At 50.9% G+C, this 11,763-nt stretch carries 8 protein-coding genes; 3 read left to right on the forward strand and 5 right to left on the reverse strand.

Annotated elements, in window-relative coordinates; all coding sequences use genetic code 11:
* Positions 1 to 55: 55 nt before the first annotated feature.
* Positions 56 to 1,663 carry a P-loop ATPase, Sll1717 family gene (locus KJY73_RS12525; RefSeq protein WP_214344068.1) on the reverse strand — a complete coding sequence of 536 codons (1,608 nt, stop codon included), beginning with the start codon at positions 1,661 to 1,663 and terminating at the stop codon, positions 56 to 58.
* Positions 1,664 to 2,648: 985 nt separating this feature from the next.
* Here KJY73_RS12525 and KJY73_RS12530 point away from each other — a divergent pair.
* From KJY73_RS12530 to KJY73_RS12540, 3 genes are read left to right on the forward strand one after another with little or no spacing between them, the layout of a single operon-like run.
* Positions 2,649 to 3,803, forward strand: a complete 1,155-nt coding sequence (locus KJY73_RS12530) for a P1 family peptidase (protein WP_214344069.1) — start codon at positions 2,649 to 2,651, stop codon at positions 3,801 to 3,803.
* Between the two features lie 33 nt (positions 3,804 to 3,836).
* On the forward strand, positions 3,837 to 4,274 hold the full coding sequence (locus KJY73_RS12535) for a helix-turn-helix domain-containing protein (protein WP_232848589.1): 438 nt from the start codon (positions 3,837 to 3,839) through the stop codon (positions 4,272 to 4,274).
* Positions 4,271 to 5,539, forward strand: coding sequence for a type II toxin-antitoxin system HipA family toxin (locus KJY73_RS12540; RefSeq protein WP_214344070.1), 1,269 nt, complete (start codon positions 4,271 to 4,273; stop codon positions 5,537 to 5,539). Before KJY73_RS12535 ends, KJY73_RS12540 begins: the two co-directional genes overlap by 4 nt.
* 778 nt (positions 5,540 to 6,317) lie before the next feature.
* Here KJY73_RS12540 and KJY73_RS12545 read toward each other — a convergent pair.
* The 4 genes from KJY73_RS12545 to KJY73_RS12560 all read right to left on the reverse strand — a co-directional run bounded on the left by KJY73_RS12545 (position 6,318) and on the right by KJY73_RS12560 (position 11,731).
* Positions 6,318 to 7,349 carry a FecR family protein gene (locus tag KJY73_RS12545; RefSeq protein ID WP_214344071.1) on the reverse strand — a complete coding sequence of 344 codons (1,032 nt, stop codon included), beginning with the start codon at positions 7,347 to 7,349 and terminating at the stop codon, positions 6,318 to 6,320.
* A complete protein-coding gene (locus KJY73_RS12550) occupies positions 7,336 to 7,905 on the reverse strand; it encodes an RNA polymerase sigma factor (RefSeq protein ID WP_214344072.1) in 570 nt (189 codons plus the stop codon). Before KJY73_RS12550 ends, KJY73_RS12545 begins: the two co-directional genes overlap by 14 nt.
* Positions 7,880 to 9,187, reverse strand: a complete 1,308-nt coding sequence (locus KJY73_RS12555; protein ID WP_214344073.1) for an aminotransferase class V-fold PLP-dependent enzyme — start codon at positions 9,185 to 9,187, stop codon at positions 7,880 to 7,882. Before KJY73_RS12555 ends, KJY73_RS12550 begins: the two co-directional genes overlap by 26 nt.
* Positions 9,188 to 9,313: 126 nt before the next feature.
* Complete coding sequence (locus tag KJY73_RS12560; protein ID WP_214344074.1) at positions 9,314 to 11,731, reverse strand: TonB-dependent receptor plug domain-containing protein; 2,418 nt, start codon at positions 11,729 to 11,731, stop codon at positions 9,314 to 9,316.
* Positions 11,732 to 11,763: the final 32 nt, after the last annotated feature.

Below are 11,763 nucleotides of genomic sequence, written 5' to 3' on the forward strand. Positions count from 1 at the left end.
CCGCACTCTGGGGCAAACCGCAGCGTAGCGTAGGTTTGTCCCTAGCAGTGCTTTGTTAGGCTTTTCCGCGAGAAAGCTTCTTGCCAGTATTTAACGCTTTTGACATGCCATAAAAAATCTCATAAGTTTCCCCCAACTTTACTTTTGGTGAGATATTTGAGTAGGTTCTATCTCTAAAGCACCAATGAATATGTGGCTTTCCTTCTTCGGTTCTTTCTATAAAACATATCACATTTAGATCATAGAGAAACTGAAGAAAGTCAGGAGCAGTAGACATAAACCTTGGTATTTTATCATTAATTTGGCTTAAGTATTTTTGATGATCAGCAAAAGCTTTAATGTACTCATCGTAAGTAAATTTATTTTTCCCATCTAAAAACTCAAAAAACTTAAGGAAGTTTTCGTATTCGTCATCACCATAGTAAAAAGCCAACTGATCTTTTACTTCTCCGAGCAAATAGTCAGCGTAATTACGCCTGAACGAACTTTGCTCGAAGTCATCTTGCGAAAATGACCTATTCTTATCCTTTGATGTTTTTACAAAAGTTTCTTGCAGCATTGAAAGCATTGTAACTATATCTCTGGGTCGATAAAGCGCGAACCTTAAAAAGCTAACAAAGGAAGATGGTTTTTCAAATTGTGTCATCAAATTTGGCGTGTCAAACGGGAAATAGTAATCCCACGAGTCGCCAATATTTAATTTATTCGCCTCCTCTTGCTGATGTTTCAATATTTGATCTGACACTGTGAACAAATCACTAGAGCGATGTTCTTTATAAGCAGTGCTCCAGTCTAGTAAAACGGCGTTATCCCGTATTTTTGTGTTCTGATTCTGGAGACCTAATAACGCAAAGATATCAGGACGCACTAAGAGGACCGCCCTCAGTCTCCCCTTTGAGTCTCTAATGCTTGGGAAAAAATCATTATTAATCTCCCATACCGCATTAGCTAACCCCTTAATGCAGTCAAGATACTCATCAAATGGAATTGTTGACGGTCTGATATCTATTCCATCAATAAAAAGAATATGACTTTTATCGAGCTTAAGTGAACTAATGGCCTGCTCAAAATTCTTCTGTATATATAGTAAATTGGTCTGAAATCGGGATTCACTAAAGGCTATAGTTTCTGTTTGTTCGCCCTTGGCCTTTGCATGTTTTGAAAGTAACTCAGCAACGAGCTTCGACTCTCGAACAAATTGCAAAGCATGAATAATTTCCGGGGAGAATGCGTGGAGATAATATTCTTGAATCGCATCATGAAGAGCTTGAAACTTGCTAAACCGCTTGAATAATCCGTCTTTACCTTCATGCTGATATATTTGCTCAGATAAAAGTAAATATATAATTACCTTCCAGATGGAACTATAATCCGAAAGGTCTAAATGTTTTTCATTTTTAAGCGTTATAAACTTTTGATATTCCGTTTCTCTTATATATCGCAACGATGAAAGGTTATCTCCGTACGAATTATTCGACATATAGACGGCATATGCTGTTTTTCCAGTCCCTTTTTCTCCAACCAAGAATGTAGTGGAAGGCGAACACAGCCTTTCCAAAGATGCTGTCCTAAGGAACAGGTGATTTAGAAGCTCTTTATTCTCTCTTCGCTTGTAGTTTTCTGCATCACTAAATCCTAGTTTTAAATCTTCAATCTTTAGCATCATATTTCCTTGGTCTATGATTCTCTCAATGGCAGCCTAACAATGTTATTAGACGGAAGAGTTCCGTGTTTAAACACGGATAAGTTCCGTACTTTTGCATGGTCATTTTTTAGCATGCTCTGTGGCCCTTGCCTAGCATGAGTTTGGAGGTTGCACCAAATTGGTGCCGGGAAAAAGGCGGGCGTGTTCCGTACCATTGCTGTTATACGGCATCGTCTATGAAATCCTTGCATCTGTGATTTAAAAAAAGCAGTTTGCCCTTTGATGGATTCACTTCATACCAAGTCAACCTATGCTCCCTTAAGCGGCCCGAGCCGCTTTGACCCCCGCTAAAAAATTCCCAGTCGGTTCAGGGCTTTGGGCACTCTTTGAAAGCCACATCCCTGTGGCTTTTCCTTCGGACCAGCATGCCGCTGTCCAAAATCTCTCCCGAAGATTTTGTCTTTGGTCTCGTTTCTCCGCAGTAAAGACAATCTGGATTGGAACCAGATTGAACAGCTTTAGCTGGCCTGAAATAAAAAGGCCTGAGTTGTTGAAACATCCATTCCCTTTAGGCGGCAAAGCCGCCTTGAATTCCCCTTTAAACGCCATGTCCAAGCTGGTCGCCAGGTAAACGCCTGACGATTATCATGGATGAGAATCGAGCCGATACGAACAGGGAGTGAGTGGAGGCGACCGGCGTTTACCCAGTCCAGTTTGGGCGTTGTATGGCGTCTGGGGCGCGTTTTCTTTGCGTCTCGTTTCTTTGCCGCGCAGCAAAGAAATGGGACTGGCGCTCCAGGGATGGAGTGTCATAAAAAACACGGAAGTTCTAAAGAAGCGGTAAATTAGCATTAGTCTTGTAGTCATGTTATGCCAGCGAATAAAGGCTCGGTGTACCCTCTCACTGTGTATTTAACAGCACCATACATACCCCTCACACCCTTTAGACTTGCAACAAATGATTCCCTCCATTAGCGTGAATCCACAACTACAGGAGGCGTTTATGTGGAACAAAGCGGGTTTGGCTTTATTGGTGGGCGGTTTATTGGTGGCGGCGCAGGCGCTGGCCGATGATGCAAAACCCCGTAGCCGGGACTTAGGTATCGCGCCAGGCATTCTAAAAACCGGCCAGCATAATGCCATTACCGATGTAAAAGGGGTGCTGGTTGGGCAGGTGACTTTGGTGGACGGGCAGGATGTGCGTACCGGCGTCACGGCGATTTTGCCCCATGGCGGTAACCTGTATCAGGACAAAGTACCCGCCGGGCTGTATGTTGCCAATGGCTATGGCAAGCTGACCGGCATTTCACAAATACAAGAACTGGGGGAGATTGAAACCCCGATTCTGCTCACCAATACCCTGTCGGTGCCGCAAGCCGCCGAGGCCATTATTGGCTGGACCTTAAAGCAACCTGGCAATGAACAGGTGGTGTCGGTGAATGCGGTGGTGGGGGAAACCAATGACAGCCGCTTAAATGATATTCGCAAGCGCGCCCTTAAGGCCGAACATGGTCTGAAAGCTATCACGAATGCCACTGACGGGCCGGTGGCCGAAGGGGCGGTGGGGGCCGGCACCGGCACGGTGGCCTTTGGCTGGAAAGGCGGTATTGGCACCAGTTCCCGTGTGCTGCCAGCCAAACTGGGCGGCTATACGGTAGGAGTGTTGGTGCAGTCTAACTACGGCGGGGTATTGCAGATTGCCGGTCAGCCGGTGGGTGAGGCGCTTGGCCAGTATTATCTGAAAGATGCCCTGGACTCTGAGGTGGCCGACGGTTCCATTATGTTGATTGTGGCGACCGATGCGCCTTTGTCGGATCGCAATCTAACCCGTTTAGCCAAGCGGGCGGTGGCAGGCTTAGCCCGCACCGGCGCGTCTTTTACCAATGGCTCGGGGGATTATGTGCTGAGCTTCTCCACCGCCGCGTCGGTACGTCGCACCGCTGAGCGTCGCGGTGAGGTATCCAGCACCGAGTCTGTGCCAAACGGCAGTATGTCACCCCTGTTCCAGGCGGTTATCGAGGCCAGCGAAGAAGCGATTTATAACTCTATGCTAAAAGCCACCGATACCTGCGGAACCCGCAGTGACACAGGTAAGGCCAACTGCGTAAAAGCCCTGCCGCTAGAGCAACTAAAAGCCCTGCTAACGACATCCAATTAAAGCAACATTTGTATTGCTTTCCCTGCTGTTGATATGGCGAACCATGCAAAAGCAACCAATAAGTTGCTTTTGGTTTTATGGGCAACTAGTATGTTGCTATTGTTGGGTAAAGCAATATATGTGTTTACAGTGAAGGATTCGATACTCGACCAAATAAAACAGCGGCGCCTGACCCTTGGCCTCAAACAGAGCGACATGATGTTGCGGGTAGGTGTATCTCGTCAGCAATATCAGCGCCTGGAGTCCAAAGGAAACCCCCGACTCGACACTTTGGAGTTGCTTGCAAAGGGCTTGAATAGCGAACTTATGCTTATTCCAAAGGAAAAGCTTGGCGTGGTTATGGCAATACTTGAACAGGAGAGTTCTGAGTCAGACAGGATGCATGTGTCTCAGGTGAAAACTTCAAACGAAGATGCGAAGAAAAGTCTTTCAGATGATCCATGGCAGGATTTACTGGGGGATGAATCATGAGCGAAGCTCAAGTCGATGAAATAAACGTACTCAAGTTGAGCTTGCACGGAAGACTGGTTGGCTATTTGGCTGGCTTTCAAGGCGGTAGAAATGTGCTGAGCTTTGCCGATGAATTCAGACGTGATGCAGGTCGTCCTACATTTAGTTTGATTACCCACCCAACATTTCCTCGTTCTGAAAAAATAATGTCGGAACCCTGGGCAAGAAACCAAAGATTGCATCCTACGTTGTCTAATTTACTTCCGGAGGGCTCCTTGCGGGAGTTGATTGCGCAAGGGCTCAAGGCCCACATCGACAACGAGTTCCATATCCTCTCCTATTTAGGTGCTGACCTCCCTGGCGCTTTGGTCGCTGAGCCGATGGAGCCTGACGATGTTCCTGACAGTGTTCTCACTACTCACGGAAAAGCTCGTGCAATAAGGTTTGACGACGTATCGCCGGAAAATAAATTTTCGTTGGCTGGCGTTCAGATGAAATTTTCTATGAAGGAAAAGGATGGGCGCTACAATCTTTCCAAAGGCGATGTCTTGGGAGATTGGATAGTAAAGACCCCTTCCACTAAGCATAGAGATGTACCTCTGAACGAATATACTGCAATGAGGCTTGCGGAATTAGTCGGCGTCAACATTCCGGAAATTAAGCTGGTCGAACTGAGTAAGCTCGATAATCTTCCTCAGATAAACCTGCCTGACGAAAAGTTTGCCTACGCAATCAAACGCTTTGATCGCGATGATGATGTGCGTATCCATATGGAAGACTTTGCCCAGGTACTGGTTAAATATGCCCATGAAAAATACAACTCTGCAAACTACGAACAAATCGGCAGGATCATCTACGGTTATTCTGATGACGGATTGGCCGATGCACAACAATTTGCCAGGCGATTGCTAGCTAACATACTTCTCGCCAATGGTGATGCACATTTAAAAAACTGGAGTTTGATTTATTCAGATAAAATCACACCAAGGATTTCGCCAGCATACGATATCGTTACGACGAGCGTATATATCGATGGTGAGAGAAATTACGCGCTCAATTTGGGAAAGACTAAAGATTGGTATGACGTCTCAATGGCAAATTTTCAGTTATGGGCTGAGCGTGCCGAGATTCCATGGAGAGTAATTAAACCTCACTTAGATGACGTTATGGATAAGGCCAGAACGCTCTGGCGAGAAGCCATTGAAGACCTTCCAATGAATAAGGCGCACAAAAAGAAATTGAAGGCCCATTGGGGTAATTTGCATGATGATTTTCGAATTAAATAGATTTTGAAAATGTCACGATTGCTAAACGCAAATTCATCTCTAAAGCGCCACAACTGCTTTGTCCCCGTTTAAAACTCCCGACCGTTTGAAGACTCCGGGTGTGTTTGAAAGCCTTTTGAAGGTGCCTATTTCTTTACCACGAAGATCAGAAGAACACGAAAAGTGGCTGGTCTCTTTGGATCCTTCGTGCGCTTCGTGTCCTTAGTGGTGACGCTATTCTTTTGCCTGTAGTAGCAATAAATCTGCGTCGAAACCAGCTTGAGCTGCTTTAACTGGCCCGCAAGACAACTGGCAGGATGCCTGGTGTAAATGGGACGGCGTGTCATATAAGACAAGGAAGTCACGTATCCAAGCCTTTTGCAGGTGCCTATTTCTCTACCACGAAGATCAGAAGAACACGAAGAGTGGCTGGTCTCTTTGGATCCTTCGTGCGCTTCGTGTCCTTCGTGGTGACGCTATTCTTTTGCCTGTAGTAGCGAATAAATCTACGCCGAGGCAGGCTTTAGCTAGCCGGCAAGACAACTGGCAGGATGCCTGGTGTAAATGGGGTGGCGTGTCATATCGACAGGGAAGTTATTTCAGAACTCGATTAATGCCAAACGCCCCCAGTTTTTTAAGCGTCATTATCTCTCTACCACGAAGATCAGAAGAACACGAAGAGTGGCTGGTCTCTTTTGAGCCTTCGTGCGCTTCGTGTTCTTTGTGGTGAAGCTATTGTTTGTCTGTAGTAGCAATAAATCTACGTCGAGACCGGCTTTAGCTGGCCCGAGAGGCTTACTCAGTCACCAGCCCCCCGTGGCAAACCTAATAAAATCCCCTCAGGAGTTTTAACGCTACGGGTTTGGGTCAGACCTTCCACGCTTTGCACAAAATCCTCCACATCCTGCAGGTTAAACACCCCGGAGATGGCAAACCCGGCCAGGTCTTTATCCTCTAACGTCAGCGGCTGCGGGCTATAGCGGTTGATCTGGCGGATGGCCTGTTCCAGCCGGGTCGCATCAAACTGGATGCGATGGCTGCTCCAGTCCGGCTGACCGGCTTGTAAGCTGGGGGGCAGGCGATAGCGGCTAAGTTTATTGTCCTGGTATTTCAGGCCCCAACCGGCATGCACCGGCGCGGTGCCGCTGAGCGCGCCGCCGCGTACTCCAACCACCCCCTGATAGACTTCCAGTGTCCAGGCGCTGGCCAGCTTTTCCACCGAATAGGCGGTACCCAGGGCCACAAATTCGGTACTGTGGTTGACTCTGACTACAAACTCCCGGGGCTGATGGGCCACCTGGCTGAATACCCGGCCCTGGATCAGCTCCACATCACGACGCTTGTCCTGCATCTCTACCCGAACCCGGCTGCTGCTGTCCAGATAGAGTGCACTGCTATCGCTAAGCTGCAGCTGTTGAATCTCCCCTTGTTGGGTTTGGTAGGCCAGTATGTTGTTTGATGCTGGCGTGGTTGGCAGTAGCGACAGGCTGAATACCATCAGGCACACAGTAGCGGCCAGGGCGGTCAGTACTTTGCTAAGGCTTTTGGCCGGGCGACGCTGCGCTATTGAAATTACCTGGGGCGACGGGACACTTGGCTGGTCCAGGCTGTTTGCCTCTTGGCTTAACACACTGCCCAGCTGCCAGGTATTGGCCGCATGGTTAAAGGCGCGCACATGCTCGGGATGGGCACGTAACCAGGCTTCAAATTTGGCGGAGGTGAGCATGGCGGGGCTGGCTTCAATATCCAGCAGCCAGTCGCAGGCCTCGGCCAGGATCTGTGGGTCGATAACCCTGTTTTGATGGCTATTGCCTTGGTTACTGCTGTTCACGTTGCATACGCCTCTGGGTCAGATGCATCAGAGCGTCACGCAAATGCCGTCTGACCACCATCACGCCGATGTTCAGTTGGGTGGCAATGTCCTCATAGGACAGGCTCTGGATTCGGTTAAGTAAAAATATCCGCCGGGTCAGGGCCGGCAATTGGGCCAAGTCAGCCTCGGCCTGGGCCACGGCCTGCTGCTGGCTAAGCTGGGCCTCCGGCTCTGGCAGCAGGCTGTGGTACTCATGGTTTGATTCGTCATATTCCACCCACTGGGGGGCGTGCTGGTTGCGCCGGTGGCGGTCGCGCAGCAGGTTAACCACCACTGTGCGTAAAAAGGCCATTTCATTATGTAGTTGCGGCAGGTTGTCGTAGTGGGACAGGCGGATAAACAGCTCCTGCACCAGCTCTTCGGCATCGTGCTGGGAAGCGCCTTTGCTACAGGCGTAGCGCAGCAGCGCCGGGGCATGGCTCTGATAGAGTCTCGCAAGACAGTGCTGGGTGCCGCTCACCTCACTGGGCCGGGGCAAGGCCCTGGGGTTAAGCAGCAAATCGGCTGACGGCATGGGCAATGGCCTTGGCGGTAAGTTTCAGATCCTCGGCGCTGTTATACAGGCTTGGGGTAATGCGCACACAGCTGCCGTGATGAATACCGTCGCGGTGCACGCAAAACACCTGATGTTCGGCCAGCAAATATTCGGCAATGGCACGGTTTTGTGCATTGCTGCTGTGGCCTTTAATACGAAAGGAGGTAATACCGGCATGCAGACGCGGGTCTTGCGGGGTGAGAATGTCAATGCCGTCTAGCTGGCGTACCTCATCAACCCACAGATTGCGTAAGTATTGCAACCGCGCAGCTTTGACCTTAGCGCCTATCTGGTCATGAAAGGCAAAGGCATCGGGTACGCTAAGAAAAGCGGCAAAGTTACTGGTGCCGGAGTGAAATTTACCCCAGATACTCTGCTCCTGACCCGGCGAGGCCGACATATTGGCGGCAATCTGCCCGAGCTTGCCCTGGCGGATATACATCACGCCAACCCCTAACGGCGCCCCCATCCATTTGTGCAGGTTAAAGCCGATAAAATCGGCGCCAAGGTCTGCTACGCCAAAGTCCATCTGCCCCCAGGAATGGGCGGCATCCACAATCACGGCGATACCACGCTCCCGTGCGGCGGCGGTGATTTCTTTTACCGGCATCACCAGCCCGGTGCGGTGGCTGAGATGGGTGAGCAGCAGTAGTTTGCAGTTTGGGTGGCGGGCAAAAGCCGCCTGATAAAAAGCTATCAGCCCTTGATGGTCAACCGGTTCGGGTATAGCCAGCTCGATTACCTCGGCGCCGCACTGGGCGGCCTTAGTGCGCATGGCATCCTGCATGGCGCCATAATCTAGGTCGGCGTACATCAGGGCATCGCCTTTTGTTAAGCCGTTGAAGCCGCCAATCAGATTTTGCAGGGCTTCGGTGGCACCGCGGGTTAAGCCGATTTCCTCGGGTTTGGCCCCCAGGCGGTCGGCCACGCTGGCGACTATGTCTTTTAACAGCGGCCAATATTGGCGGCGGGAGAAATAGGAGTTGTCGCGATTAACCCGCTCGGTATGTTTGAAATAAGCCTGCATTACCGGTTTCGCCATAATACCCCAGTTGCCGTTTTCCACATTGATAATGCCGGGGCGCACTTCATACTGGCTGGCAACCTGTGCCCAATAGGTTTCGTCCTGGGCTTGTACCTGGGGCGATAGTGCAGAGCTTGGCAGTGGCGCTGACCAGCTGGCCGGGGAGGCCAAAAGTGAACCGGCGGCGGCCGATGCCAGGCTGGTGGTAAGAAACTGACGCCGGGTAAAGCTGCTCATGATGATACCTCTTGCTTACAACATAATGCCCGGTCAGGGCCGGGCTAATCAGCCTGTCCAGCGCTTTGGCCGGACAGGCGGGTACTCTAGCCAGATAAGGTCACAGTTTTGTGACCATGCCTGGGTTTAGAACTTCACATCCACGCGCAGTGAATAGTTGCCGCCGTCTGAGTCGTACGGCGCATTACGCGAGTAAATCAAGCCACGGTTGGCTTGGAAGGTGGCCTCTTCTGGGTAGTTGTCGAACAGGTTTTCCACGTTCAGGCTCAGGGCAATGGCGGGCGTGATGTCGTAGTTAAAACCGATATCAAAGAAAGTCTCGGCACCAAACTGTTGGAAAATATCGCCGTCGGCATTGCCAGAGCTGTCTTTCCAACTACCGTAGTAACGCAGCTTGGCATTTAAGGTCATGTCTCCCCAGCTATAACTGGCGCTAAGGTTACCGGCCTGTTTGGGCAGCCTTTCTTCCAACAGAATGCGCTGGGTTTCATTGCGGCTGATATCGCCGCCGGTTACTTCGGTTTTGTTGTAGTTGTAGGCCGCCACCAAATTCAGGTTGCCTTCGCCCAGTTCGAACTTACGGCTCAGTACCAAGTCCACACCTGTGGTTTTGGTGTCGTAGTCATTCTGGAAGAAGTTCACACTGGTGATGCTCTCGGCCCCTGTCACTCCCAAAGCGATAAGCTTGGCGCGCTCGTCTGCCGTCAGGCTGAAGGTGGTGGACGTGCCGAAACGGTCCGAGATGCTGATACGGTAGAAGTCGATACTGGCGTTCAGGCCGCTGGCATCCTGATAGGTAAAGCCCAGTGACAGGTTATTGGACTCTTCCGGCGTCAGTGAAGCAATATTGGCGTCGCTGCGCGCATTAATAATCTGCGCAATCTCGCCCTGCGGGCTGTAACGTCCGCGGGTAAACACCTCCAGGGTATTGGTATCTAAGCCTTGAGATACCCGCTCACTGTAAAGTTGGCCTGGGGTTGGGGCACGAAAGCCGGTGGAGTAAGTGGCACGCAAGGCGGCATGGTCTGATAAGGCATAGCGGGTGGATATCTTACCGTTTTGGGTATCGCCGAATTCGGAGAAATCTTCGTAACGGGCGGCCAGACCGATAGTCCAGGCGCTGCTCAGCATGGTTTCCATATCCACATACAAGGCCACGCTGTCTTGATCAAACTCACCAGACTGGGCCGGGCTGAAACCGAAAAAGCCGTTAGAGCCTGACGGTAAGCCTTCCTTGGCGGCGGGGCCAACCAGATAAGAGGCTTCGTCACCCGGCGATACCTTATAGGTTTCTTCGCGGTACTCGGCACCAAAGGCAATGTTCAGATCGTCGGCAAACCAGTGGTTTTGCAACAGATAGCTGGCATCCAGGTTGGCGGTAAATTCGTCCTGCTCCAGGCTACCGGCATAAAAATCCGTGGGGCTGTCAGAACCGAGCGAGGCGTTGATGGTGTTGTTCAACTGATAGTCGATTTTATTGTTGCCCTGGCTGACGGAGGCGTCCCAGCTAAGTTGGCCAACAATGCCCTTCACACCCACATACAGGGACAAATCACGGTCATCCTGACCAAAATGCGGGGCGAAACCGGCTGGATAAAGATCTTTTAGGTCAAAATTCGGGTAGGTTTCGCTTTTATTGAATACCGCTGAGTCTGGATTACGCCAGTTAAAATCACTCATACCGCTGCCTTCGTTGTAAGTACCAAACAGGTAGGCATCGGTGTTGTCGGTCAGACTGTATTGGGAATTCAGGGCAAAACGCACGGCGTCGCGGTCTGGCTGGCCCCAATCCTGTACCGGGTTACGTAAGGTCACTTCCGGGTGAGCAGCCTGATAGGCTTCGGCATCCGGGCGCTGACGGGAGCGGGCGGTGCGTTCGGCATCATAGTATTCAAAGGTGGTGGCCAGGTAGCCGCGGTTATTCAGATCCCATCCGCCCTGTACCCCGGCGCGGTAGGCCGTACCGTCCCCTTCAAAATATTGGGAAAACTGGCTGAAGGCCTGATAACCGGCCTTGTCATCCAGAATAATGTTAATTACCCCGGCAATGGCGTCTGAGCCATATTGCGCGGAGGCGCCGTCACGCAGCACTTCAATGCGCTTAATGGCGTAGGAAGGAATAGACGCCAGGTCAGCCGACTGGGCGCCGTTGCTGCCCAGCAGCGCGGCGCGGTGCAGACGTTTGCCGTTGACTAGTACCAGCGTATGGTCGGCAGATAAGCCACGTAAAGACGCCGGGCGCACAAACACCTGACCGTCGGCCATAGGTAAACGCTGCACCTTAAAAGACGGCACTATTTGCGCCACGCTGTCGAGTAAGTCTTCTGAGGTGGTGCTGTCGATGGCGGAGGCGTCAATCAAATCAATCGGGGCCATGGAGTCGAATACGGTACGGTTGGCCTGACGGGTGCCGGTCACAATAATGCTTTCCAGATTACCGGGGGCTGCGCCTGCTACCTCTTGCGCGTGGGCAGACAGGGCCAGGGTGGAGCTGGACGCCAGGATAAGGCAGCCATAGGTGGCGGTTTTATTCAGGTGTTTCATGGTGTTTCCCAGTGTGTGTGGCACAGTTTATT

The organism is Bowmanella yangjiangensis, assembly GCF_018531185.1.
Taxonomy (GTDB): domain Bacteria; phylum Pseudomonadota; class Gammaproteobacteria; order Enterobacterales; family Alteromonadaceae; genus Bowmanella; species Bowmanella yangjiangensis.

What these genes read in the sequence shown, in the direction of transcription:
- KJY73_RS12535 (WP_232848589.1), top strand. Translation starts at nt 3,837, where the DNA reads ATGGCGAACCATGCAAAAGCAACCAATAAGTTGCTTTTGGTTTTATGG.
- KJY73_RS12540 (WP_214344070.1), top strand. Translation starts at nt 4,271, where the DNA reads ATGAGCGAAGCTCAAGTCGATGAAATAAACGTACTCAAGTTGAGCTTG.
- KJY73_RS12525 (WP_214344068.1), bottom strand. Translation starts at nt 1,663, where the DNA reads ATGCTAAAGATTGAAGATTTAAAACTAGGATTTAGTGATGCAGAAAAC.
- KJY73_RS12550 (WP_214344072.1), bottom strand. Translation starts at nt 7,905, where the DNA reads ATGCCGTCAGCCGATTTGCTGCTTAACCCCAGGGCCTTGCCCCGGCCC.
- KJY73_RS12530 (WP_214344069.1), top strand. Translation starts at nt 2,649, where the DNA reads ATGTGGAACAAAGCGGGTTTGGCTTTATTGGTGGGCGGTTTATTGGTG.
- KJY73_RS12555 (WP_214344073.1), bottom strand. Translation starts at nt 9,187, where the DNA reads ATGAGCAGCTTTACCCGGCGTCAGTTTCTTACCACCAGCCTGGCATCG.
- KJY73_RS12560 (WP_214344074.1), bottom strand. Translation starts at nt 11,731, where the DNA reads ATGAAACACCTGAATAAAACCGCCACCTATGGCTGCCTTATCCTGGCG.